Source organism: Caballeronia sp. GACF4 (assembly GCF_023631025.1).
GTDB lineage: Bacteria > Pseudomonadota > Gammaproteobacteria > Burkholderiales > Burkholderiaceae > Caballeronia.
The window spans coordinates 1-24,179 of the sequence record NZ_JALQDW010000022.1 but is presented as its reverse complement, the minus strand read 5'-3'; the positions used below and the strand labels follow the sequence as shown (position 1 = coordinate 24,179).

General features: G+C 63.2%; 20 protein-coding genes. 10 read left to right on the top strand and 10 right to left on the bottom strand.

Features of this window, described 5'->3' with window-relative positions:
* The first annotated feature begins 2 nt into the window (after positions 1–2).
* The gene (locus NCR40_RS21805) at positions 3–2,003 is read left to right on the top strand and encodes a hydantoinase B/oxoprolinase family protein (RefSeq protein WP_250510637.1); all 2,001 of its coding nucleotides are present in this window, start codon (positions 3–5) and stop codon (positions 2,001–2,003) included.
* Between the two features lie 88 nt (positions 2,004–2,091).
* On the opposite strand, the gene dapA is transcribed toward NCR40_RS21805, so the two are convergent.
* The 5 genes from dapA to NCR40_RS21780 all read right to left on the bottom strand — a co-directional run bounded on the left by dapA (position 2,092) and on the right by NCR40_RS21780 (position 7,911).
* A complete protein-coding gene (gene dapA / locus NCR40_RS21800; RefSeq protein WP_250510636.1) occupies positions 2,092–2,997 on the bottom strand; it encodes a 4-hydroxy-tetrahydrodipicolinate synthase in 906 nt (301 codons plus the stop codon).
* A gap of 39 nt (positions 2,998–3,036) precedes the next feature.
* The gene (locus NCR40_RS21795; RefSeq protein WP_250510635.1) at positions 3,037–4,449 is read right to left on the bottom strand and encodes an FAD-binding oxidoreductase; all 1,413 of its coding nucleotides are present in this window, start codon (positions 4,447–4,449) and stop codon (positions 3,037–3,039) included.
* Positions 4,446–5,672 (bottom strand): alpha-hydroxy acid oxidase, encoded by a 1,227-nt coding sequence (locus NCR40_RS21790; protein WP_250510634.1) that lies wholly within the window; start codon positions 5,670–5,672, stop codon positions 4,446–4,448. The genes NCR40_RS21795 and NCR40_RS21790 overlap by 4 nt, the downstream gene beginning before the upstream one ends.
* 24 nt (positions 5,673–5,696) lie before the next feature.
* Positions 5,697–6,788, bottom strand: a complete 1,092-nt coding sequence (locus tag NCR40_RS21785; RefSeq protein ID WP_250462503.1) for an ABC transporter substrate-binding protein — start codon at positions 6,786–6,788, stop codon at positions 5,697–5,699.
* 199 nt (positions 6,789–6,987) lie between these two features.
* A complete protein-coding gene (locus tag NCR40_RS21780) occupies positions 6,988–7,911 on the bottom strand; it encodes a LysR family transcriptional regulator (protein WP_250510633.1) in 924 nt (307 codons plus the stop codon).
* A gap of 145 nt (positions 7,912–8,056) precedes the next feature.
* Here NCR40_RS21780 and NCR40_RS21775 point away from each other — a divergent pair, with 145 nt between their 5' ends.
* From NCR40_RS21775 to NCR40_RS21745, 7 genes are all read left to right on the top strand, one after another.
* Positions 8,057–9,085: a DUF1338 domain-containing protein gene (locus NCR40_RS21775; RefSeq protein WP_250510632.1), complete on the top strand. Its 1,029-nt coding sequence runs from the start codon at positions 8,057–8,059 to the stop codon at positions 9,083–9,085.
* Between the two features lies 1 nt (position 9,086).
* Positions 9,087–12,041, top strand: a complete 2,955-nt coding sequence (locus NCR40_RS21770; RefSeq protein ID WP_250510631.1) for an FAD-binding and (Fe-S)-binding domain-containing protein — start codon at positions 9,087–9,089, stop codon at positions 12,039–12,041.
* A gap of 84 nt (positions 12,042–12,125) precedes the next feature.
* Positions 12,126–13,625, top strand: a complete 1,500-nt coding sequence (amaB, locus tag NCR40_RS21765; RefSeq protein WP_250510630.1) for an L-piperidine-6-carboxylate dehydrogenase — start codon at positions 12,126–12,128, stop codon at positions 13,623–13,625.
* Between the two features lie 24 nt (positions 13,626–13,649).
* A complete protein-coding gene (locus NCR40_RS21760; protein ID WP_250510667.1) occupies positions 13,650–14,858 on the top strand; it encodes an aminotransferase-like domain-containing protein in 1,209 nt (402 codons plus the stop codon).
* Positions 14,859–15,103: 245 nt separating this feature from the next.
* Entirely contained in the window at positions 15,104–16,339 is a 1,236-nt protein-coding gene (locus NCR40_RS21755) for a porin (RefSeq protein WP_250510629.1), read from the top strand.
* A gap of 65 nt (positions 16,340–16,404) precedes the next feature.
* On the top strand, positions 16,405–16,599 hold the full coding sequence (locus tag NCR40_RS21750) for a hypothetical protein (protein WP_250510628.1): 195 nt from the start codon (positions 16,405–16,407) through the stop codon (positions 16,597–16,599).
* 78 nt (positions 16,600–16,677) lie between these two features.
* Complete coding sequence (locus NCR40_RS21745) at positions 16,678–16,926, top strand: hypothetical protein (RefSeq protein ID WP_250510627.1); 249 nt, start codon at positions 16,678–16,680, stop codon at positions 16,924–16,926.
* A gap of 544 nt (positions 16,927–17,470) precedes the next feature.
* Here NCR40_RS21745 and NCR40_RS21740 read toward each other — a convergent pair.
* A complete protein-coding gene (locus NCR40_RS21740) occupies positions 17,471–17,815 on the bottom strand; it encodes a BON domain-containing protein (protein ID WP_250510626.1) in 345 nt (114 codons plus the stop codon).
* Between the two features lie 195 nt (positions 17,816–18,010).
* Positions 18,011–18,415, bottom strand: coding sequence for an HAD family hydrolase (locus NCR40_RS21735; RefSeq protein ID WP_250510625.1), 405 nt, complete (start codon positions 18,413–18,415; stop codon positions 18,011–18,013).
* 299 nt (positions 18,416–18,714) lie between these two features.
* Here NCR40_RS21735 and NCR40_RS21730 point away from each other — a divergent pair, with 299 nt between their 5' ends.
* On the top strand, positions 18,715–19,227 hold the full coding sequence (locus NCR40_RS21730) for an SLATT domain-containing protein (RefSeq protein ID WP_250510624.1): 513 nt from the start codon (positions 18,715–18,717) through the stop codon (positions 19,225–19,227).
* Positions 19,227–20,003 carry an SMODS domain-containing nucleotidyltransferase gene (locus NCR40_RS21725; RefSeq protein ID WP_250510623.1) on the top strand — a complete coding sequence of 259 codons (777 nt, stop codon included), beginning with the start codon at positions 19,227–19,229 and terminating at the stop codon, positions 20,001–20,003. Before NCR40_RS21730 ends, NCR40_RS21725 begins: the two co-directional genes overlap by 1 nt.
* Positions 20,004–20,034: 31 nt before the next feature.
* Here the strand turns inward: NCR40_RS21725 and NCR40_RS21720 are convergent, their stop codons facing one another.
* The 3 genes from NCR40_RS21720 to NCR40_RS21710 all read right to left on the bottom strand — a co-directional run bounded on the left by NCR40_RS21720 (position 20,035) and on the right by NCR40_RS21710 (position 23,905).
* Positions 20,035–20,769: a hypothetical protein gene (locus NCR40_RS21720; protein WP_250510622.1), complete on the bottom strand. Its 735-nt coding sequence runs from the start codon at positions 20,767–20,769 to the stop codon at positions 20,035–20,037.
* A gap of 198 nt (positions 20,770–20,967) precedes the next feature.
* Positions 20,968–21,450: a hypothetical protein gene (locus NCR40_RS21715; protein ID WP_250510621.1), complete on the bottom strand. Its 483-nt coding sequence runs from the start codon at positions 21,448–21,450 to the stop codon at positions 20,968–20,970.
* A gap of 1,423 nt (positions 21,451–22,873) precedes the next feature.
* Positions 22,874–23,905, bottom strand: a complete 1,032-nt coding sequence (locus tag NCR40_RS21710) for an IS110 family RNA-guided transposase (protein ID WP_250470253.1) — start codon at positions 23,903–23,905, stop codon at positions 22,874–22,876.
* Positions 23,906–24,179: the final 274 nt, after the last annotated feature.

Genomic DNA, 24,179 nt, shown 5'->3' with positions numbered 1-24,179 from the left:
TCATGAAATTCGATAAATCGGAACTGCAGATCTTCGCGAACTACTGCGTCGCGGCGGCCGAGAGCATGGCTTATACGCTGGTGCGTACCGCGCACTCGACCTTCGTGAAGGAAACCGAGGACTTCTCGTGTGCACTGGCGAGCGTGGACGGCCTGACCTTCGCGTCGCCGCGCACCTTTGGCGCGACGTGGTATGTCGGTCTGGATTACGGTCCGGTGATCCGTTCGTTCACGGACTACAAGCCCGGCGACGTGTGCATGACCAACGATCCGTACAGCGGTTACGTGGCGACGCACACGCCGGACGTGGTAATGTGGAAGCCGGTGTTCTACGAAGGCGAGATCATCTGCTTCGTGTCGGGGCACATTCATAACACCGACATGGGCGGCGCCGTGCCGGCATCGCTGTCGCGCACGCTGACGGAGATCCATCAGGAAGGCATCCGCTTTCCGCCGACGCGCGTGGTGGACGGCGGCGTGGTCAACGAGACGCTGCTGTCGTGGATGATGGCAAACGTGCGCGCGCCGGATCAGAACATCGGCGACTTGAAGGCGCAGATCGCGTGTCTGACGACGGGCGAGCGGCGCGTGCTCGAGATCGTCGAGCGCTTTGGCGTCGAGGCGTTCAAGGCGGGCATTGGCCAGTTGCTCGATTACTCGGAGAGTCAGGCGCGCGCGGTGGCGCGCACGATTCCGGATGGCAAGTACTTCTTCGCCGATTACGTCGATGAAGACGCCGTCGGCGGCAAGCCGATGCGCATTGCACTGACGCTGACGGTCGATGACGGCCTGCTCGGCTTCGACTTTTCCGGCAGCGATCCGCAACTGACGTCGTCGATGAATGTGCCGACCGGGAATCATCCGCGCCACGCGTTGTTGCTGGTCGCGCTCAATTACGTGCTGTATTCGCTGAACCCGGACATCCTGCTCAACGCGGGGATGTTGCGTATCGCGACCTGCGAGATGCCGCTCGGCAGCGTGCTGAATCCGGTGCCGCCCGCCGCAGTGGGCATGCGTACGCTGACGTGCGTGGTCGTGCAGGCGGCGGTGTTCGGCGCGTTCGCGCAGGCGCTGCCGGAGCGCATGCCGGCGTGTCCGGCGTCGAGCGTGTGTCTGCTCAACGTCAAGACCACCGACACGGCGGGCCGCACCATCATGGCTTCGCTGGGTCCGGTGATGGGCGGTGCGGGCGGTGCATCGGCCGGCGACGGCTCGGATGCGTCAGGCGCGAACATGGCGTTCCTGCGCAACACGCCGGTGGAGATCAACGAAGCCGAAGTGCCGATCCGTATTCTCGAATACGGCCTCGTCGGCGACAGCGGCGGGGCGGGTCAGTATCGCGGCGGGTTGGCCATCGCGATGGAGTTCAAGGTCTTCGCACCGAACACGCTGATCACGGCGCGCAATCGCGACCGCACGCTGTTTGGCTCGTGGGGCATCAAGGGCGGCATGGCGGGGCGCACGTCGGTGTTCAAGCGCAATCCGGGCACGGCGCGCGAGCAAGTGCTCGGCAATACGGACCTGGTGGCCTGCGAGCCGGGCGATGTGATCCGGCTCGAAGGCAATGGCGGCGGCGGTTACGGCGCGCCGACGCTGCGTGCGGCCGAAGCAGTGGAACGCGATGTCCGACGTGGTCATGTGTCGGCGCAGCAGGCTCGTGAGTTGTATGGCGTGGTGATCGCGAATGGCGCCCTGGATGTGCAGGCTACCGCTGCGCTGCGTGCCGGGATGGGCACGGAGCGGAAGCTTGACGATGGCTTCTTCGACTACGGTCCGAACCGTCGCGCGCATGAAGCCGTGTGGACGCGCGAGCGCTATGCGGTGCTGTGCGAATACCTGGAGTCGGTGTCGATCGGCTGGCGCTTCTTTTTGAAGCATCAGATGTTCGAGCGTCTGGCGGCGCGCGGGGATGTCGCGGCGGGCGTGGAGATCGTGCATGCGGTGTTCGCGGAACTCGTGGCGGAGTTTCCGGCGCTGGAGGCGGGGAAGAAGCGGGCGGCTTGAGCGCCGCGTCTTGCACCAGCAGTAAAGGCAACGGGCCCGGTTCGATGAACCGGGCCCGTTTTATTTGGAGCGTGTCAGATTGATGCGCTTACGGCAACCACCCTTTCGGCAACCCCGCCAGCGCCTCCTTCATCCGCGCCACCGTCGCCGCCGCCGGTTCCACGAGCGGCAACCTCACCGGCCCCAAGCCATCGCCGAGCAGTTCAAACGCCTTCTTCGCCGGACCCGGATTGGTCTCGCTGAAGATCGCATCGAGCATCGGTGCAAGCATTGCATGTTCACGCAGCGCGGTCGCCGCATCACCATTTGCGGCACTCGCATGAATCCGCGCCCACGCCTTCGGCAACAAACTCGCCGACGTCAGAATGCCGCCCACCGCGCCCAGCAGCACGTGATGCACGTACAGCAGGTCGTCGCCGCTGAGGATCGCCATGTCCTTGCCCGCCAGCGCAACCGTCCGCGCGAACGCATTGAGATCCGTGTTGCACGCCTTCATGCCGATGATCGTGCCATCTTCCTTCGCCATCGAGGCGATGGTGGCGGGCGGCGTTGCATAACGCGTGCGCGCCGGGATGTCGTACAGCAGCAGCGGCACGCCCGCCGCATCGCGATAGCGCTGGAAATATGCTCTCACGCCGGCGTCGCTCGGCGTGACGTAGAACGGCGTAACCAGCAGCAGCGCCGCCGCGCCCGCATCGACGAAAGCCTGGCCGGCATCGAGCGCTTCCGCATAGCCCGGCGACACCACGCCCGCGACCACCGGCACGCGGCCACGCGCCGCTTCCACGGTCGCGCGCACGACCAGCGTGCGTTCAGCCGGCGAGAGCGCCGTATATTCGCCGGTGCCGCCCACCGGCACGAGGCCGGTCGCGCCATCGGCGATCAGCGTATCGACCAGTGCATGCAGACGTTCCGTATCGATTGCGCCATCCGCCGTGAACGGCGTCGGGAAAGCGGGGTACATGCCCTTGAGGGCGGAGACTTCGAGTGTCATCGGTGAGAGTCCTGTGAAAGCCTTGAACAGCAGCGCGCGTCAGAGCAGCTTGCCGGGATTCATCCGGCCATCCGGATCGAGCGCGCGCTTCACGGCGCGCATCATGTCAAGTTCAACCACGCTCTTGTAGTGCGAGAGTTCATCGCGATGCGCGCGGCCGATGCCATGCTCCGCGCTGATGCTGCCGCCGAACTCCACGGCGGCGTCGTTGACGATCTTGCCGATCGCATCGACGCGAGCGTCGCGGTCCTCGACCTTCGCCCATACCGAATGCGGGAACAGCACGATCGAGTGAATGTTGCCGTCGCCCACGTGCCCGACATAGAGAAAGCGCGCGCCTTCCACCAGTCCCGCTTCGTTCAGCCTGACTTCGGTCTGCGCGAGGCACGCGGGAATCCGCGAGATGGGCAACGAAATATCGTGCGTGACGCTCGTACCGAAGCGCACGTTGGCCTCGGACACGATATGCCGGATATGCCACAACGCCGCGGCCTGCGCTTCGCTCGCGGGCAGCGCGGCATCCAGCGCGATGCCTTCCTCGAGCGCCGCGCCGATCACGTCTTCGAGCATCGCCTGCAACGGCGCGTCGTGCGCGGCATCGGCGAGTTCGATCATCAGCACCCACGGCGACTGGCCGTCGAGCGGATCGCGCGTGTCGGGCACTTCCTGATAGACCACGTCGAGCTGGCTGCGCGACATCAGTTCAAACGAAGTCAGCGCGTCGCCGCAGGTGGCGCGGCAACGCGACAGCAGTTCGATTGCGGCATCGGCGGAATCGAGCGCGACCCATGCCGTGGCATGCGAACGCAGCGCGGGGAACAGCTTGAGCACGGCAGCGGTCACCACGCCGAGCGTGCCTTCTGCGCCGATGAACATCTGCTTCATGTCGTAGCCGGTGTTGTCCTTGCGCAGGCCGCGCAGGCCGTCCCAGACGCGGCCGTCCGGCAGTACCGCTTCGAGGCCGAGCACCAGCGCGCGCATGTTGCCGTAGCGCAGCACGGCGGTGCCGCCCGCGTTGGTCGAGATATTGCCGCCGATCTGGCACGAGCCTTCGCTCGCGAGCGACAGCGGAAACAGCCGGTCCACCGACGCCGCCGTTTCCTGGATCTGTTGCAGCGTGCAGCCGGCTTCGACGGTGAGCGTGTCGTTGCGCGTGTCGATCTCGCGGATCTTGCTCATGCGCGCGAGGCTGATGATGATGCTGTCGCCCGCTTCGGACGGCGTCGCGCCGCCCACGAGGCCGGTGTTGCCGCCTTGCGGCACCACGCTCACGCCAAGCTCCGCGCACAGTTGCATCACCTGCGCGACCTGCGCGGTGTCCGCGGGCTTGACCACGGCGTGCGCCTTCCCGTGATAGCGGCCGCGCCAGTCGGTGAGCATCGGTTCGGCGTCGGCGAGGTCCACGAGGCCCTTCGGCCCCACGATATGCAGCAGCGATTCGATCAGATTCATGATTGGACCAGCTTGGGTATGACAGTGACGTTGGGTTTGCCGGTCGCAGCCGCAGTGCCGGGCCGCGCGCCCGAGATGCGCTCGGGCAGCGTGTCGATGCCGGGGCTGCCGAGCAGCGTCATGGTCGTCACGATTTCATCGAACAGCAGCGACAGCACGTGCGCGACGCCCGCATCGCCGCGTGCCGCGAGGCCATACAGCGGCGCGCGGCCGAGCAGCACGCCGCGCGCGCCGAGCGCCACGGCCTTGACCACGTCGGCGCCGCGCCGCACGCCCGAATCGAGGTAGACATGCAGCGCATCGCCGACCGCATCGGCCACGGCGGGCAGCACGTCGAGCGGCGCATGCGCGCCTTCCAGCTGGCGGCCGCCGTGATTCGACAGCACGATGCCATCCGCGCCGTGCTGCTGCGCGAGACGCGCGTCATCGACGGTCAGGATGCCCTTGACGAGCAGCGGCCCGTTCCAGTGCTTGCGCAGCCACGCGATGTCCGACCACGCCAGCGACAGATCCATCTGGCGCGCCAGCGCGGCCGCCTGACGTTGCAAATCGGGCGCTTCGCCGAGACTGCGCGCGAGGTTGACGAGTTGCGGCGTGCCCTGGCGCGCCATCTGCAACGCCCAGTGCGGATGCCGCAGCAGATCGAGGATCAGCTTTGGCGTGATCGGCAGCGGCAGGCGGTAGTTGTTGTGAATATCGTGATCGCGGCGGCCATGCACGGGCGTGTCCACCGTGACGAGCAGCGTCGTGTAGCCGGCTTCCGACGCGCGCCGCATGATGCTCTCGGCGATCCGGCGATCCTTCTGCACGTACAGCTGCATCCACAGCTCGCCGTCCGGCGCAGCGGCGCGCACGTCTTCGAGCAACGACGTGGACGCGCTCGACAGCGCGAACGGCACGCCGCGCGCGGCAGCAGCGCGGGCCAGCGTTTCATCGGCCTTGGGCCAGAACATGCCGTTCAGTCCGGTCGGCCCGACGACCATCGGCGCGGCGGACGCGTAGCCGAACAACTGTGCGGCCGGCGAGACGTGCGAGACGTCCACCATCGCGCGCGGGGCGAAATGCACATCGGTGAACGCGGCGCGGTTGCGCGCCAGCGTATGGCCGTCTTCGGCGCCGCCGTCGAGATAGTCGAAGGCGATCTTCGCCAGCCGCCGTCGCGCGGCCTCACGGTAGTCGGCGACGTTGGCGAAGCCCTGCGTTGAAGAATAGAAAAGACTCATTGCATCGTGATGGTTCGACGAGGGTTAGCGCAGCACCCAGTCGTTGAAACGCTCGATCGCGACATCCTGATGCGCCGGCCAGTACGACGGGTCGATACGCACGCCGCGCTTCAGATTGTCCGGGAAGGTCGGCAGGTTCTTCGCGCGCTTCGCATCAATGTACTGGAACGCGTCCGGATGCGTCGGCCCGACCGCCAGCGCGCTCGCGACTTCCGCCTGGCGCTTCGGGTCCGCGCAGAACGCGACGAACTGGCGGCAGGCATCGACATTGTCGCCGCCCTTCATTATGCCGAACCCTTGCGGACCGTAGATGTGACCGTCCCAGGCAATCGCGAGCGGCGCGCCTGCATCGATGGCGGGCAGCACGCGCGCCAGCCAGCTCGATGCCATCGCCACTTCGCCCGACTTGAGCAACTGCTCGCACTGCGCGCCCGTGGTCCACCAGATGTCGATGTTCGGCTTCACGCGGTCGAGGCTCTTGAACGCCTTGTCCAGATCGCACGGATAGACGCTGCTTGGCGGCGTGCCGGCGGCCATCAGCGCTTCTTCGATGGTGTCGAACGGGAACTTGCGCAGCGCGCGGCGGCCCGGGAACGCCTTGGCATCCCACAGGTCGGCCCAGGAAGCGGGCGTCTTGCCGCCCTTGAAGGCGTCCGAGCGATAGGTCATCACCGTCGTGTAGACGTTGTGGCCGATCGCATACTGGTCGCGGAACTGCGCGGGAATCTTCGCGACGGCTGCGTTGCCGTCGAGATTGACAGGCTCCAGATAGACCTTGTCCTTGCGCGACAGAAGATACACGGCCGGGAAGCTCAGCTCGGCCATGTCCCACGTCTTCGCGCCCGTCTCGACGATGCTCTTGATCTGCGCGGTCGGTTCAGCGCCCGAGGCGACGCCCACGACTTCAATGCCTGTCGCCTGCTGGAACGGCTTGTACAGCGTGCGGGTGTAGATGTCGGTGTAGACGCCGCCCGAGTCGCGCACCACGAGGCGCTTCGAAGCGGCTTTCGCGGAGGTCCAGATGGCGGGCATCGCAAGTCCGGCCGCGCCGGCTACGCCGAGTCGAATGAAGTCGCGGCGCGAAGCGGTGGAAGGTTTCTTTTGGTCGTTTGCCATGTGGGTCCCCGCGGTGCGAAAACGGGCGCCGCGCGGACAGGCAGAGCACGCGCGGCGCCGCAGGAGCAATGGTCTGGCGGCTCGCCGCGCCTCATCGACGCATTCAACGCATTCGACGCGCCTTGCCAGCGTGCGCTCATGATCGGTCAGACGTGACGCTTCGCCAAACGAGATAAAAGCACCACATGATGCGAAATGCTCAAGACCTCGCGGGCTTGCAGTCGTCGTCGGCGGTGTAATCGCTGGCCTGCTTCAGCAGCCATTCGCGGAACTTCTCCAGCGGCTTGCCATGGCTGAGTTCGGTCGGATAGACGAGGTAGTAAGCAGAGTCGGCCTTGATGCTCGCCTCGAACGGCACGATCAGCCCGAACTGTTCGAGCTGCCCGCTCACCAGGAACTTCGGCACGAGCGCGACGCCCAGGCCTGCCGCGGCCGCGCTGATCGCCATGGTGTGCAGCTCGTAGCGCATGCCGTGCATGGTGCTCGCGTCTTCCACGCCGAGGCTCGCGAACCAGCGGGTCCAGTCGTCCGGCCGCGTGGTGGAGTGCAGCAGCGGATACGCGAGCAGTTCATGCACGTGCCCGATCGGCCGCTCCAGCAGCGACGCCTTGCACACCGGCACCACTTCCTCGCCGAACAGATAGTCCGCCGTGGTGCCGGGCCAGGTGGGCTTGCCATAGTGAATGGCGGCTTCGAAGTGCGACTCGGCAAAAGAGAACGCATCCGTGCGCACGCCCATGTTGACGCGCACGTCCGGCGTGCATGCGTAGAAATGGCCGATGCGCGGAATCAGCCACTGCGATGCGAACGTAGGCAGCACGGCCAGCTCCAGATAACCGCCGCCGCTTCCGTGCGCGATGATGGAGAGCGTGTCGCGGTCCAGCTGTTCGAGCGAACGCCGCACCTGCGTGCCGTAGATGCGGCCCGCGCGCGTCAGCACCACGCGCTGCTTGGCGCGCACGAACAGGCGCACGCCGAGATTGGATTCGAGCGTGGCGATCTGACGGGAGATCGCGCTCTCCGTGAGGAACAGTTCCTTGGCCGCGTGCGTGAAGCTCTCATGGCGCGCGGCGGCTTCGAAGGCGAGCAGCGCGCCCATGTTGGGGATCTTGAACTTGCGCATGGTGATTCCAAACACTCATCAAGTCACAATTTAATCTCGCTTTACGCGCGGCACAACGATTAAAAATAATGCGACCTTGCCGTTGCGGCTCCGCCACCGTGCGTGAAGGCCGGCAGCCAACGTCCAACCGCGACACCAGGCGACCATGCGAAATACGAATATCGAAAGCCTGCTTGAGCGTCTGCTCGGCTCCGAGAAGACGGGCTTGCTCTTCAAGACCCTGAACGCCCCCTCGATCCTGAACGACTGGGAACCCGGCACCGTCACGCGCGCCGAACTCGCCCAGGCGATGAACATGGCGCTCTTCGAAGGCCTGCTCGCGCGTTCGCCGAACGGCCGTACTTATACCGATGAAACCATCGCCAACGGCGGCTCCGTATATTTCGACCACGGGGCGCTGCGCACCGTGCGCTGGCCGCAGAACGGCGGCCTGCCGCCGGGCGAAGCCGCGTTCACCCGCATTCTCCGGCCGCTCGGCTTCCGGCTGAACGGGCGCTATCCGCTCGACAAGCTCGGCATGACCGGCCGTTCCTATGCCCATGAAGACGCGCCCGACGAGATCGCGCAGTTCTTCGTGAGCGAACTGCACCCCGAGCGTTTCTCGGAGACCTTCCAGCAGGCCGTGACGAACGTGGTGGGCGCATCGCGCGATCCGCTCACGCCGCTGGCGGTGGCGCAACTGTCGGAACTAGAGCGCGACGGCTCGCTGCCGCTCGACGCGGCGCACCAGCTGCTGCCGGTGATCGTCGGCGCATTCGAGCGTCAGCACGACCTGCCCATGCTGACCGACTATGAACTGCTGCTGGCGGAATCGGCGGAAATGGCGTGGATCGCCACCGAGGGCAACGGCTTCAATCACGCCACAGACCGCGTCGCCGACGTGTTCCAGCTCTCCGACGACGAAAAGGCCAAGGGCCGTCCGATGAAGCCCGAAGTCGAACGCTCGCGTTCCGGACGCGTGTTCCAGACGGCGTATCGCGCGGACACGGTCGAGCGCATGTTCCGCACCGCCAATGGCGACACGGTCACGCGCAAGGTGCCGGGCTCGTTCTACGAATTCATCACGCGCAAGCGCGAGTTCGACCGTGCGGCCCGCGCCTGGGTCACCGACCTGCGCTTCGATGCCGGCAATGCGCAAGGCATCTTCAAGATGACGGCCGGCGCGGCGAAGTAAGGTGAGCGCGCAACCGTATGCGGCGGATGCCGCCCAGTTGCAGTCGCTGCAGCGCGGCCTCGCGGCCGCGTTGCGCGGCGAAGTGCGCTTCGGTGCCGGCGCGAAGGCGCTCTATGCGTCGGATGCGTCCAATTACCGGCAGGTGCCGCTGGGCGTCGTGGTGCCGCGCGATGTCGATGACCTCGCGCGCGCGCTCGAACTGTGCCGTCAGCATGACGTGCCGTTCCTGACGCGCGGCGGCGGCACGTCGCAGAACGGACAGTGCGTGAACGTCGCGGTGGTGGCCGACGCGAGCAAGTACGTGAACCGGGTCGTGTCGATCGATCCCGAAGCGCGCACGGCGATCGTCGAGCCGGGCGTGATCTGCGACACCCTGCGCGATGCGGCGGGCGCGCATGGCCTGACGTTCGGCCCTGACCCGGCGACACACAGCCGCTGCACGCTCGGCGGCATGATCGCCAACAACTCGTGCGGCGCGCATTCGGTGATGGCGGGCAAGACCGCCGAGAACGTCGTAGCGCTGGAAGTGCTCACGTATGACGGCGCGCGCTTCTGGACCGGTCCGACGTCGCCCGATGAACTCGACCGCATCATCGCGGATGGCGGGCGGCAGGGCGAGATCTATCGGCAGTTGCGCGATCTGCGCGACCGCTATGCCGACGCAGTTCGCCGCGAGTTTCCGCAGATCCGCCGCCGCGTGTCCGGCTTCAATCTCGATCAACTGCTGCCGGAGAACGGCTTCAACGTCGCGCGGGCGCTAGTGGGCACGGAAGGCACGTGCGCGGTGACGCTGCGCGCGAAGGTGCGGCTCGTGCACAGTCCGGCGAGCCGCGTGATCCTCGTGCTCGGCTTCGCGGATATCTTCGTCGCGGCGGATGGCGTCGCGCATTTCGAGCGCTTTGGTCCCATCGCTATCGAAGGGCTGGATCGCGGCATCATTCGCGGCCTGCAGGCGCGTGGGCTCAAGACCGATGAAATCGCGCTGCTGCCGGAAGGCGACGCGTGGGTCGTGCTCGAATTCGGCGCCGATACGCCCGCCGAAGCTCGCGCGCAGGCCGAAGAAGCGCGCGCGTTCTTCCTGTCCGGCGCGGGTGGCGAGGGTGTGACCGGTTTCGTCGTCGAGGAGAAGGCGAAGCAGGCGCTGATCTGGTCGATCCGCGAGACGGGTGCGTCGGCGGTGGCGTTGTCGGTGGATCCGTCGAAGCCAGACCCGATCATCGGCTGGGAGGATGCGGCGGTGGATCCGCTGCGCCTCGGCGATTATCTGCGGCGCTTCCAGGCGCTTGTGGACCGTCATGGCTACGAGACCTGCCTGTACGGCCATTTCGGCGATGGCTGCGTGCACGCGCGCATCACCTTCAATCTGCGCAGCGCGGAAGGCGTGCTGGTGTGGCGGCGTTTCCTGCGCGAGGCGGCGGAACTGGTCGTGGAATTCGGCGGCTCGCTGTCGGGCGAACATGGCGACGGCCAGGCCAAGGCCGAGTTCCTGCCGATCATGTACAGCCCCGACATCATCTCGGCGATGGAGCAGTTCAAGGCCATCTGGGACCCGGCGCAGCGCCTGAATCCGGGCAAGGTCGTGAACGCCTATCGCGCCGACGAAAACCTGCGCATGGGCCCCGCGTACAAGCCCGTGCAGTTGCAGACGAAGCTCACCTTCCGCAGTCCCGAAGGCGACGGCATGCAGCGCGCGGTGGAGCGGTGCATCGGCATGGGCAAGTGCCGCTCGCTCGATGGCGGCACCATGTGCCCGAGCTTTCGCGGCAGCCGCGAGGAACGCCAGTCGACGCGCGGTCGTGCGCATCTGCTGTGGGAGATGCTGCAGGGCGACGTCATCAAGGACGGCTGGGACAGCGTCGAAGTCAAGGAAGCGCTGGACACGTGTCTTGCGTGCAAGGGCTGCCGCAGCGACTGTCCGACGCATACCGACATGGCCTCGTACAAGGCCGAATTCCTGTCGCATCACTATGCCCGCAGGCGGCGTCCGCGTCAGGCGTGGTTCATGGGGCGCATCGGGCAGTGGGCGCCGTTTGCCGCGCGCGCGCCGTGGCTCGCCAATCTCGCGGCTTCGTTCCGGCCGCTTGCGCCGGTGAGCAAATGGATCGCCGGCGTGGCGAAGGATCGCGCGTTGCCGGTGTTCGCGCCGCGCACCTTCCGTGCGACGGCGGCGGCGCAGGGCCATCGCAATGCCGCGAAGCCGACGCGCAAGGTGCTCTTCTGGGTCGATACCTTCAACGACCACTTCACGCCGGATGTGGCGCACGCCGCAAGCGACGTGCTGGCCGCGCTGGGCTATGAGGTCGTGCTGCCGAAGAAGCGTCTGTGCTGCGGCCGTCCGCTGTACGACTACGGCTTGCTCGACGAAGCGCGCGCGATGCTGCGCGAAGTGCTCGACACCTTCGCCGACGAGATCCGCGCGGGCACGCCGCTGGTCGGTCTGGAGCCGGGCTGCCTGTCGGTGTTCCGTGACGAACTGGTCAAGCAGCTTCCCGATGATCCGCTCGCGCATCAACTGGCGCGCCAGACCTTCATGTTCTCGGACTTCGTCGCCGATGCCGACTTCGACTGGCCGACACTCGACGCCGACGTGCTGCTGCACGGTCATTGTCACCAGAAGGCGCTGTTCGGCATGAAGAAGGAAACCGCGCTGCTCGGTCGACTCGGCGTGCGCTGGAAGCTGCTCGATACCGGCTGCTGCGGCATGGCCGGTTCGTTCGGCTTCAACGCGGACCATTACGAGCTTTCGATGAAGATCGGCGAAGACAAGCTGTTGCCGCTCGTGCGCGCGGCGCAGCAGGACACGCTGATCGTCACCAACGGCTTCAGTTGCCGCGAGCAGATCGCGCACGGCGCGCAACGGCACACGCTGCATGTCGCGCAACTGCTGCAACGCGCGCTGCAACACGGCACGCGCAAGCCCGCGCCACAGCGCGAACTCACTTCGCTTGATGCGTGAAGCGCATCAAGTCATGCAATTAACTCGCTTGAGCCCGGTTGCGCGCACTCGCACAATCGGGCCAGTTCCACTGGAGATCCATCCTTGAAAGCTTCCACCATTCTTTCCGATCTGGGCATCGCGCGTCTGGCCGAAGAAGGCGATATCGTCGTGCGCTCGCCGATCGACGGCGCCGTTGTCGGCCATGTGAAGAGCCACACGCAAGCGCAAGCCGATGCCGCGCTCGCCGCCGCGAAGACCGCCAGCGAAGCCTGGCGCAACGTGCCCGCGCCGCGCCGCGGCGAACTCGTGCGCCTGCTCGGCGACAAGCTGCGCGAGAAGAAGGAAGCGCTCGGACGCATCATCACCCTGGAGACCGGCAAGATTCTTCAGGAAGGCATGGGCGAAGTGCAGGAAATGATCGACATCTGCGACTTCGCGGTCGGTCTCTCGCGGCAGCTGTACGGCCTGACCATCGCGTCGGAGCGTCCCGGCCATCGCATGGCGGAATCGTGGCATCCGCTCGGCGTCTGCACCGTGATCTCGGCGTTCAACTTCCCGGCGGCCGTGTGGTCGTGGAACGCGGCGCTCGCGCTCGTGTGCGGCAATGCCGTGATCTGGAAGCCGTCGGAGAAGACGCCGCTGACGGCGCTTGCCGTGGACCGCATTCTCGAAGACGCGCTCGCCGAATTCGGCGATGCACCCAAGGGCCTCACCTGCGTCATCAACGGCGGCCGCGAGATCGGTGCGCAACTCGTCGCGGACCCGCGCTCGTCGGTCGTCAGCGCGACGGGCAGCACGGAGATGGGCCGCACGGTTGGCATCGAAGTGGCGAAGCGCTTCGGCCGCTCGATCCTCGAACTCGGCGGCAACAACGCGGGCATCGTGACCGGCACCGCCGACAGCGAACTCGCGCTGCGCGGGATCCTGTTCTCGGCGGTCGGCACAGCGGGCCAGCGCTGCACGACGCTGCGCCGCCTGTTCGTGCACGAAAGCGTGTATGAGCAGACCGTCGCGCGTCTGAAGACGCTTTACAGCAAGGTCGCCATCGGCGATCCGCTCATGGCCGGCACGCTGATGGGCCCGCTGATCGACGCGCAATCGTTCGAGCGCATGCAGGCCGCGCTTGCACAGGCGAAGGACGAAGGCGGCACGGTGACGGGCGGCGAGCGTCATGTCGTGGCGGGCCGCGAGAACGGTTACTACGTGCGTCCGGCCATCGTCGAGATGCCGTTGCAGACCGCGGTGATGCTGAAGGAAACCTTCGCGCCGATTCTCTACGTGATGAAGTACCGCGAATTCAGCGAGGCGATCGAAGCGAACAATGCGGCGTCGCATGGTCTTTCGTCGTGCGTGTTCACGACCGATCTGCGCGAGGCCGAGCGTTTCCTCTCGGATTCGGGCAGCGATTGCGGCATTGCCAACGTGAACATCGGGCCGAGCGGCGCGGAGATCGGCGGCGCGTTCGGCGGCGAGAAGGAAACCGGCGGCGGCCGCGAGTCCGGCTCCGACGCATGGAAGGGCTACATGCGCCGCGCCACCAACACGGTCAACTATTCGTCCGCGTTGCCGCTGGCTCAGGGCATCGACTTTTCGATCGAGTAAGGCGCGCGTTCCGGAGCCATCATGATGTACGACTTCACTGAGCCGTTCCGGAACCCCGGCGGCTCGCCGATCCGCGAGTTGTTCAAGTATCTCGGCGAGCCGGGGATGATCTCGCTCGCGGGCGGCTATCCGGCGAGCGATCTGTTCGATACCGACGGCTTGCAGCGCGCCGCCGCTCAGGCGTGGACGCAGCCTGCGCGCTGCCTGCAATACGGTCCCACCGATGGCCTGCCCGAGCTCAAGGACGCACTCGCGCAGCTCATGCAGCAACGCGGCGTGACGGTGCCTGCGGATCAATTGATGGTCACGACCGGCTCGCAACAGGGCTTCGATCTGTTGCTGCGCGTGCTGGTCGCCCCCGGCGATGCCGTGCTCACCGAGCAGCCCGCGTATCCCGCCACGTTGCAGGCGCTGAAGATGCAGCAGGCGCGCATCGTGACGGTGCCGGTGGATGCGCAAGGGCTGGATGTCGCACGGCTCGCGGCGATGCTCGAAAGCGGCGAGACGGGACGTCCGAAGCTGCTCTACACCGTGCCAACGTTCGCCAATCCGACAGGCGCGACGCTGTCGCTCGAACGTCGCAAGGCGCTTGTCGAACTGGCGGTGAAGCATGGCTTCATCATCGTTGAAGATGAACCTTATGCCGACCTGCGTTTTGCAGGGGAAGCCTTGCCTTCGCTGCTGAAGGTGGCGCAGGACATCGACGGCGGACGTGAGCGCGTCGTGTACTTCGGCAGTCTGTCGAAGGTGGTGGCGCCGGGGATTCGGATTGGCTGGACCGTCGCGCCCGCGGACATCGTGCGGCGCTGCACCGTCGCCAAGCAGACTGCCGATCTGTGCAGCGCGCCGTGGATGCAGGCGATTGCCGCCACGTATCTCGCACAGGGCGCGCTGAGGGAACACCTGCCGGGCATCGCGGAGCAGTATCGGCGTAAGTGCGAGGCCTTGTGCGATGCACTCGATGTGCAGCTCGCGGGCGCGCTGCAATTCCAGCGGCCGGAAGGCGGCATGTTTGTCTGGGCGCGCATGGACGGGACGGATTCATCGGAACTGCTGAAGCATGCGATCGAGCAGAAGGTGCTGTTCGTGCCGGGCAAGGCCTTCTATGCCGATCAAACCGATGCCGCCGCATTCCGTCTTTCGTTCGCTGCGCCGGATATAGGGGAGATAGGCGAAGCGGCGGCGCGGCTTGCGCGTGCGCGCGAGGCGCTGCTGGGCGAAAGCCAGCGTTAGTGGTAATCGAAGGCGCCGGGACAGGATGCCCCGGCGCCTTCGTTCGTCCGCGCCTCAGGATGAAGAAACCACAAGACTTAGTGATTATTCGTAGTTTGACGCTGGTTTCGCGTTTCCGGATAGTCGCTTCCAGCCCGGTCAGCCGGCCGGCTTAGCGCGCGGGACCAACGAGAAACACGACACTCACCTCTCGCTTCATTCTCGTTCCCCGCGATCATCGAAAAGCAACCGGATAGACATACATAATGAAAAGATGCTTGTTAGCAGGGGCAACCCTCTCTTCGTTCGCCGTCGCGGTTCCCTGCGCCGCGCAAAGCAGTGTCACGCTCTATGGCGTCATCGATGTCGGCATCAACTACACCAGCAACGCGCAGACCGGACGCGCGAATGGCGCGCTCAAGGGCGCGTCGCAGTTCAGCATGCAGGACGGCGGCTCGGGCGGCATCAGCGGCAGCCGCTGGGGCATGCGCGTGAAGGAAGATCTGGGCGGCGGATATGGGGCCATCGCCACGCTGGAAAACGGCTTCAACATCCAGAGCGGCACGCTCGGCCAGGGCGGCGCGGAATTTGGAAGGCAGGCGTTCGTCGGACTGACCACGCCCTACGGCACAGCGACCGCCGGCCGCCAGTACGACTCGGTGGTGGACTTCGTGCAGCCGTACTCGACCGTCGCGATGTGGGGCGGCTATCCGGCCAGCCAGCCGGGCGACATCGACAATCAGGGCAACACCCGGCGCGTCAACAACTCGGTCAAGTTCCGCAGCAAGGACTACGGCGGCTTCTCGTTCGGCGGCGTCTACAGCCTGGGCGGCGTGGCGGGCAGCGCCGGACGCAATCAGGTCTACTCGCTAGGCGTCGGCTTCTCGCGCGGACCGTTGTCGATCGGCGCGGCTTACCTGAACGCGCGGGATCCGAACTATTCGTTCTTTGGCACCAATCCCTCGTCCGGCACCGCAGCGACCAGCAACAACATGGGCTCATTCGGCTCGGCGACGGCCGCACAGTCGAATCCGATCTTCGGCGGCTATAGCTCGGCGCAGACCTATCAAGTCATCGCGACAGGCGCATCGTACAAGTTCGGAGCATCGTCGGTCGCGCTGAACTACAACAATGTGCAGTTCAAGCATCTCGAAGCCGGCGACGGCCCGAACACGCTTCGCTATGGCGGCACCGGCAAGTTCGACACGGTCGAGGCGAGCTATACGCTTCAGGCAACGCCCTCGCTGCTCGGTGGCGCGGTGTACGAGTATGTGCGTTCCAGCGGCGCCAATGATCGCGTCGCAGCGCATTACAATCAGGTCGGCATAGGCGCCGATTACCTGCTGTCAAAGCGCACCGATCTCTATGCGATCGGCGTGTACCAGCGCGCAAGCGGCATCGATTCGTACGGCCAGTCCGCCGTCGCGGCCATCAACGGGCAGACGCCCTCGGCGAGCAACCACCAGTTCGCGCTGCGGCTGTCGCTGCGTCATCGTTTCTAAGTCCCCTACAACCCTTGCGATCCCCGAGCGTGTTCCGGGGCCCTGCATCATGCAAAGGAGAAGGATTGGAAGACGACAAACCGCGTAGCGACGAACCTCTTCAGTACAGCCGACGTGCCGTCCTGAAGCATGCGCTCGCGGGCGCGGTGATCTCGGCGCTCGCCTTCGTATGGACGCCCGCGCGCGGCGAACAAGCGCATGTGGTGCGTAACGACGGCGGCGTCTATTCACGCAGCTGTTCGTGTTCATCTCCGCTCTGATGTCCATTGCCGACCGCTTGGGTCGTCGAAGCATTGATCTTGATGCGATCCAAATTGAGAGAAAACCGTATGTTGCCGATGTCTCAATCGTTGCATGGCCGACGCGTCATGGCGGCCGCCGGCGCGAACGCCGATGACGCCGAAGTCTGGCGCTGGTTCTCACTGCTCATGCAGGACCGGCGCGTGCGCTGGTGCCAGGCGCACGACCGATGGTTCGTCACCGTCGACAACCGCCACGTGGCGACCGAACCGTCCTTCGACGAAGCCATCAGACGCGCGAAAGAACGCGTCCAGCAGCAACGCTCGATTGAGCGGTGTCTTCGCTGAATATCGTATTTAATTGAAGCGAACGCGTTGTGCGTGTTCGCGCATTCTGAAGACTTTGTAGCCTGACGCGGCGTGAGTCCTTTGTTTATTTGGCCGCACTCGCCTTACTCCGTGAGCTTATCGCGGCACTGCGCTTTCAGCATCGCGACGCCATGACGCCGCCGCTTCGCGAAGGCCTGCCATGAGCGCTTTCTCCGCACTTTGATCGTCGGCCGGTGCATTATTCCTCGCTCAACCACTGCATATTTCGATCATGCGAGTATCGGCGGCGTAGACAGATGAGTAGCAAGCAGTGCGGTAGTCTCCATGACCGCTTTAGCGGAAATTCAGACGTTTGTTTGTCCCGCTGTGCCTGTCTGCGAGTGTCTCGTTTTGGCCGACTCCGGAATTTCGACCGCGCGCGGGACGCAGCACCAGCCGGCGTAAGCTCGAGCGGGCAGCCCCAGCGGACGGCAAGCCTTAGCAAGGGTCCCCCTGCCTGTCGGCGCCGTCGCGAAACACCGGCGGCGAAAAGAAGACCCTGCCACATCGGCAGCTGGCAGTGTTAGCCGTTACCACCGTGGAAGAGCACTAGTTTGTTATTCACCTCTCGGACGCCTTGAACTGACTTCGCGATTTCGCCGGCGCGCGCGATTTGATCGCCGCTGCGTACTGAGCCGCTTAGCGTCACAACGCCGTTTCGCGCCTTTACCAGCGCCCCCGAAACGTTGAAGCCTTGTGACTTGCCAAGAGCGCGTCGAACCGCGATAGCGAGCGCATGGTCGGAATGCGGACTCGACGGAGTTGCCGAGCTAGCCGCCGCATTTGTGGGCGCCGCGTCCTGTTCTGCGTAGACGCTGACAGCGAAGCAACAGCAACACGCTACGAGAAAAGAGCAAAGATTTCTCACGATTGGACCTCGCCTTCTCTGGCAATGAGCACTAAGAACATTCGATTATTTATTTCGCCGCGCTTCATGCCTCCACACGCTTGACAAGCAAGAGTCGGACAGCCGCTGCATCGGAATGAGGCCGAGACCGCAGCGAGTTGCCCGGAGCCGAGCAATGAACGTGGCCGGGGGACGGGCGCGCCTGCCGTGGATATTTTATTGAACACGCTCACTCGGCGGCTCTGGCGGGCGATCTGCCAGGTTCGACGAAGGGCCGGCTAGCTTGAAGTAGGCGAGCATTGCGCCTGGGCCGGGATAGATCGCGTGACAGCCTGCATCGCGAAGGCTTGACTCGGTGAAACCGCCCGAAAGGAAGCCGATGCAGCCCATCCCCGCCGCGCGCGCGGCCTGCGCATCGTAAGGGCTGTCGCCGACAGCAATGGCGTCGGAGCCTGCGACAACGAGCTTTTTCAACACGGCATTGAAGATATCAGGCGCCGGCTTGGACGCTTCGGCGTCATCGGACGAAGTCGAGGCATCGAGAAGATCGGTGATACCCGCAAGGTCGAGATATACGTTGAGCTCGTGTTTCGTCGCGGATGACGCCACGGCTACTTTCATGTCATGCTGTCATTGCCGGCGTCGTGTCGCATTAAATATACCTATTGTTCGGCTGAGCAGCTGGATAAAAAGTGCAAGGAATACAAAGGAGGAAAATTCTTGATTTTCGTCGTCTTGCCGCTCGTGCTTAACATTTTTATTTCCTATCGCCTTTTTACTTATCCTTTCGCCATCCACAGCGGGCACTAGAACCGTGTCCGGCCTGGCTTCTTCTGTCTGGCAGTTGATGCCGGGCGTTTTTCCCCATACGATTGCTTCGCCTGGAGCGGTCCCATACTGGACCGCGCGGCGAGCAAGCCATGACACCTGAAAACAAGACGAAAGAAGCTATCCGCGCCGAGCTGCAGCGCATCGAAGAAGATTGCACCCACTCCGGCAAAAAGCAGTACAACGCCGGCGAGCGGTGGGGCACCTATAACTTCTGGCTGGGCGTCCCGTCGACCATCCTCGGTGTCGTCGCCGGCGCAACGTTCATGAAGAGCCATGGCGACATTGCAGGCGGTCTGGCGATGCTGGCCGCGCTCCTGACGGCGCTGATGACGTTTCTCAAACCATCGGAGCGGGCCGCAGCGCACAAAGCCGCCGGCGACCAATATCTGGCGCTGCGGAACGACGCGCGTGTGTTCCGGCAAATCCGGCTGGACTATGCCTGCGACGACCAGGCGGCGATCGCCAGCATGGACGAATTCACCAAACGCAGGAACGAGCTTAACCAGGCCAGCCCGCTATGCGCCCGGCGCGATTTCGATCGCGCCCGTGCAGGGATTGAAGATGGTGAGGCCACCCATAACGTCGACGCAGAAGCCAAATAATGTCCGTCATCTCATATCTGGACGGCCGCGCCAATCAAGCGGTTCTATCGGCGCTGGAGGAAGCCTCGATCAACATTTCGATCCAAACGATCGGCAACCGGCTGACCAGCTATTTCGGAACGAACATCAGCAAGCAGTTCCGCTTCGGCTCGTCGACGCGGGCGACGATTCTGCCGCGATCGATGGATGAGCATTCCGACATCGACTATATGGTGGTGTTTTCCGATTCCGGTTATACGCCGCAAACCTACCTCGACCGGCTCAAGCGGTTTGCCGACTTCCACTACTCAAGCTCCGACATCAAGCAGTCGTCGCCATCGATCGTTTTGCAGTTGAACCACATCAAATTCGACCTGGTTCCGGCACTGTCCCGCTACCCATGGGGAGGCTTCCAGATCCCGAACGGGCCGAACCTGTGGCAAGACACCGATCCGTACGATTTCAATGCGACGATCACGGCCAAGAATGCCGCCGAACACTATCGATTCAAGCCGGCGGTCCGCCTGCTTAAATTTTGGAACGCCACGAACGGCTATGTCTTCGACTCGTTCAGCCTGGAGAAATACGCCGCGGGCCTGAACTACTACGGCGCGTACAACGTCGCCGGCTATCTGTACACAATGATCAATAATCTGGGCGTCGGCTATATGGAAGCGCAGTGGCGAAAGGATCGAGTAGAGCGGGCCAAGCAGCTGGTGACATCCGTCCGTCAATACGAGGCGGCCGGGCTGTATCAGGTAGCGGAGACCGAGGTGAAGAAAATCATCCCTGAATAGCCGTTCCTTGCGCCTAAACAGGGGCCGCCCTTCAATAATAAAACCTCGATTTCGAAAGGTCCACGTCGTGGGTTTCACCTTTGCGGGCACAATCGTTCGGGCGATCGGACGTGAAAATAGTATATTTTCCGACGAATTTATATGAGTAGTTTATGGCTGCGGGTAGGTGACCGGGCGGCGAATCGCGCCGAACGGCATAATGCACAATATTGATATATTGCTGTGGCGTCTCGCCATCGAAACTCACGCACAGAGTCACCGATTGAGGTAACGGACGGTTTTCGTCAAAGATGAATTTCTTCTGTTCGTAATCGTGAGTATTGACTGCGTCGGCAGTGAAATATAAGGCGGGCTTTTCATCCAGATTTTTATTGGTGAACATGGAAAACGATACGTTTTTCAGTTCTCTGTGCGAGGAGTTCGAGAAGCCAATCATGAACCAGGCAACATTGTCTTTATGCATCCAGGAAGGCGGATCGCCCATGATATAAGTCCCATAACCCGTCCCGATCATCACGGCGTTCTGTGTGTCGAAAGGGCTGAGAACTTCGCCGATGGTGGCCCCCGGGCTGTTGGAAATCGTCGAGTTGTCATTCCCAGTGACGGTCGAATTATTGTTTCCAGTAATCGTTGTGGTGTGTGCCCCGCTGTTCTGCGCAGACGGCTCTGCGGAGTGGCTCATCCATCCAATGACGGCCGCCACGATGGTGGCAATGGCGCCGATGATGGCGACCAAGATTGTCGACTTCGAACTCTCCTTAGCCATAGGATTTCCGTAGCGATTCCACATTCCACCTTGACGGTCGAGCTTCGGCCGTCCGTCGAGACCAAACTGCCCAGACCGCTCCTGGAAGTCTTATTTTCAATATTTCAGGCGCTAGAAGGAGATTAGTAAACGGAACGACGAAATGAAACCTACGCTTAGGACAAAGGGCGAAGGTCCCCTGCTCAAGGTTCGGTATCGTCACGGCGCGTCGAAAGGCGGAGCATCGCTGCGCCATTCCGCGACCTGCGGCCGGTCGACAAAGACCGGCTTTGCCAGCCAAGCGATCAGGCGTGGTTTCCATTCCTCCCAATGGCAGTCGTCGAGGTTGAATTCCTCGTCGACCTGGCCTGGATCTTCGTCTCGGAGATACGCAAAGACGATTTCCCGCCCGCTCCACCATGCGATTGCATAATCGGTCAGCAGCGCCACCCTGCCGGCTGGCTCGTCACGCAGCAGCATTCCCAGCTGGGACATGAAGGCGTCATAGGTTAGCCCGTGTTGCAGGGCAGGGCGCGGCCCCGTCCCGTTGAAATACGCCAGTTTGGCCCAGGCAAACGCGATCGGGCCGACAGCCTTTTCGCTCAGCCCGGAATACGCGCAAAAGTGCTCGAAATCGTCTTCAAGCGTATGCCCGTTCTGATTTGGCTCCAGCGGGTGCGCCTCCAACAAGGCTGACAGCATTGCGGCCGGATCTCCGTAGCACATAATGACCTCCTGGCTGTTTCCATTTGATTTAGCACGAATGGTGCCGTCAGCCAGGCCGATTCCGTGCGTCTAACCGAGGCTTTGCCGCTTCATGTTTCGGGGGCTAGTCGCGCCCCCCAACCCTGCAAAGGTATGAAGGCAAGGTGGGCGTGAAAGGTCAAGAGTTAGAAATCCGCTTCCACACCCAAAACCGCTACGCGCGATCATTTTTACCCTTCACAACCGATGCGCGCCGTTTCAGGTTGAAGTGGGTCGGCCTTGTCCGGTCCGGGGCCTTAAACACCCCTCGATTAGCGGCTCGCGTCTGCTGAAAAGACGCCCTCGCGCCTTAGGCCGGGGGGCGGCAGTGCATGTCCAAGCCTCGCCGCTAAAGACTGCCGCGCCGGTCTAATTGACGGTGTTTAACCTCCGGCCACCAGGGATCTGCCTCATCGGAGGCGGAGAGACCTCGCGGATTCGATTCGTTGTAATGCAACATCTGCAACATCTGTCCAGCTTTGGTCCGGCTGGGCTGCAGGCGGTACATATCTTGGTGCGGCACACGCGGCGCGATAGATCTGGTGGAAGTGTCGCCGTCAGTGGAGGCTTGCTCGAGCGCGATGACCCGGACCCGGACCTCGATAAATTTTTGAGATGCAGCGGAGAGCATCGAGAGTTAGGCATGAAGTGCCGAGAGATGTCGCCAAAGCGGTGACGGTGGTGAGGCCGCGGACTGGCGGCGGCGATTTTTGAATGCGACTGGTAAAATTACCAGACTGAGGCAAGGCACACGCAATGGGATTCGAACAGCTCGCTGCGCCCAAAGCGCAGTTAAAGCAAGGCGAAAGCAGCAAAACGGATGCTCCACGCACGACGTTATCGTCGGTGGCCGTTGTGTCGGGGACAACGCTATTGGACGTGTGTCGTGGAAGGTAATGTGCACGTGAATCTGAACGGCGCAATTACGGGTGTAGTCACCGTTGCCGAAGCACAGAACGGCGGATGTCAGGAGAATAAGCGGCTCGCTCGCAGGCGGGAGCAGATTGCGAAGAGCCGCGATGGTCGGCTGCGTTGACCGGCCACATCCAAAACAATTGAGAGTCAATTTTACATAAGGCAATTTATCGATTATATGAATTGTAGCGGCTAGATTGTAATGTCCGTATATGGACTCCTCCTCGTTTGCAAACACTCCGCGTGTCAGCCCTAGTATCGATCGCTCACGTATATCCGGTCTCATGAAGCTGCGCCTCAATGAGGCAGCGGACCCTGATGGGCTATTCGCGCGCTGATTCCCAATCGCTTTTACGGGCTCGAAGCCCCGGACATTAGCAGGTTCGATCAGCGCCGGTTCGACCTGTTGGCCATCATGCGGCTTGTTTTGCAATCTTAAAGAAGGTATCGCTAGTCGCGAACGACTTTACTGCGCAGCCAGCCTTGGCTGGTAATCTGTTTGCCGTGTGATCATCGCCCACGCGATCCTCGTAGTCTTGTTCGCCAAGGCGACCGCGGCAACGTTGGGATGCCGGCTTGCCGCAATACGCATGACCCAGAGACTTAGCGCATCAGTCCTGCGTTTGGCCATCTGGATCATCGCTCGAGCGCCGTGAATCAAGAGGCAACGCACATAAGAATCGCCTCTCTTACTGATTCCGAGAAGCCGTTCCTTGCCGCCTGAACTGTTCTGCTTGGGCGTCAACCCCAGCGATGCAGCCATCTGTCGTCCATTGGCAAATTGCCTGGCATCGCCCACTGCGGCCAACAAGGCCGTGGCGACCATCGGACCGACGCCACGCAACTGCTGCAGACGCACCGCTACGGGATCAGATGCCGCGATGGCAGTGATTTCGCGGTCTAGTTGTGCTATCCGATCGTCCAGTGAGCGCAGGTCTTCCCAGATCCCCGTGAGCAGTCGACGGAAACGATCACTCAGACCGCAGTTGGTATCTTCGAGCCAAACAGGAACTGCGCGTCGTAGCTGAAGTATCTGTTTGGGAGCCACGAGACCGTACTCGGAGGCCAAGCCACGAATCTGGTTTGCTTTCGCGGTTCGTTGCTCCATCAGTCCAGTGCGCACCCGGTGAGCTGCCTGCACGTCTTGTTGCCCGACCGTCTTGACGGAGACGAAACGCATGCCAGGCCGACTTATCGCTTCACAGATAGCTTCAGCATCGTTAGCGTCGTTCTTATTGCTCTTGACGTACGGCTTCACGAACTGCGGAGCGATAAGCTTGACCGTATATCCAAGCATCTGGAGACGCCGTGCCCAATAGTGAGCCCCGCCACACGCCTCCATTCCGATCTGTGCATGCAGGGGAACCGTTTTGCGCAGGATATCCAGCCATTCATCGCGTGCAAGCTTGCGACGCCAGACCGTCTTCTCGCGTCGATCCACGCCGTGAACTTGAAAGACATTTTTTGCGAGATCGATCCCGACGCGAATGATGTCCATCTTGTGTTCCTCCTGATTGACCGGTTGAAGACAACTGCAATCATGCGCCCTGTTCCCGCGGGGTGAGGAGGAGTCCATCCCATTGCTTTTAGCCAGATTCAAATGTCCGCTTCGAGCCGCCTAAGCTTACCCCGCGCCGATGCTTCGGCGCAGGAGACCGCGATGGCTGCAACGGACACGATTACCATGTCGATGCACGAGTTGGACCGATTCAAAGTGATTCAGTCAGTGGTCGACGGACTGCTCAAACCGTGGCGGGCCGCCGAGCGACTTG

Coding starts and splice junctions, on each gene's coding strand:
- NCR40_RS21785 (WP_250462503.1), bottom strand. CDS start 6,788: ATGGCAAACGACCAAAAGAAACCTTCCACCGCTTCGCGCCGCGACTTC.
- NCR40_RS21790 (WP_250510634.1), bottom strand. CDS start 5,672: ATGAGTCTTTTCTATTCTTCAACGCAGGGCTTCGCCAACGTCGCCGAC.
- NCR40_RS21710 (WP_250470253.1), bottom strand. CDS start 23,905: ATGGACATCATTCGCGTCGGGATCGATCTCGCAAAAAATGTCTTTCAA.
- NCR40_RS21775 (WP_250510632.1), top strand. CDS start 8,057: ATGCGAAATACGAATATCGAAAGCCTGCTTGAGCGTCTGCTCGGCTCC.
- dapA (WP_250510636.1), bottom strand. CDS start 2,997: ATGACACTCGAAGTCTCCGCCCTCAAGGGCATGTACCCCGCTTTCCCG.
- NCR40_RS21725 (WP_250510623.1), top strand. CDS start 19,227: ATGTCCGTCATCTCATATCTGGACGGCCGCGCCAATCAAGCGGTTCTA.
- NCR40_RS21745 (WP_250510627.1), top strand. CDS start 16,678: ATGTCTCAATCGTTGCATGGCCGACGCGTCATGGCGGCCGCCGGCGCG.
- NCR40_RS21735 (WP_250510625.1), bottom strand. CDS start 18,415: ATGAAAGTAGCCGTGGCGTCATCCGCGACGAAACACGAGCTCAACGTA.
- NCR40_RS21720 (WP_250510622.1), bottom strand. CDS start 20,769: ATGGCTAAGGAGAGTTCGAAGTCGACAATCTTGGTCGCCATCATCGGC.
- NCR40_RS21795 (WP_250510635.1), bottom strand. CDS start 4,449: ATGAATCTGATCGAATCGCTGCTGCATATCGTGGGGCCGAAGGGCCTC.
- NCR40_RS21715 (WP_250510621.1), bottom strand. CDS start 21,450: ATGCTGTCAGCCTTGTTGGAGGCGCACCCGCTGGAGCCAAATCAGAAC.
- NCR40_RS21755 (WP_250510629.1), top strand. CDS start 15,104: ATGAAAAGATGCTTGTTAGCAGGGGCAACCCTCTCTTCGTTCGCCGTC.
- NCR40_RS21760 (WP_250510667.1), top strand. CDS start 13,650: ATGTACGACTTCACTGAGCCGTTCCGGAACCCCGGCGGCTCGCCGATC.
- NCR40_RS21780 (WP_250510633.1), bottom strand. CDS start 7,911: ATGCGCAAGTTCAAGATCCCCAACATGGGCGCGCTGCTCGCCTTCGAA.
- NCR40_RS21730 (WP_250510624.1), top strand. CDS start 18,715: ATGACACCTGAAAACAAGACGAAAGAAGCTATCCGCGCCGAGCTGCAG.
- NCR40_RS21805 (WP_250510637.1), top strand. CDS start 3: ATGAAATTCGATAAATCGGAACTGCAGATCTTCGCGAACTACTGCGTC.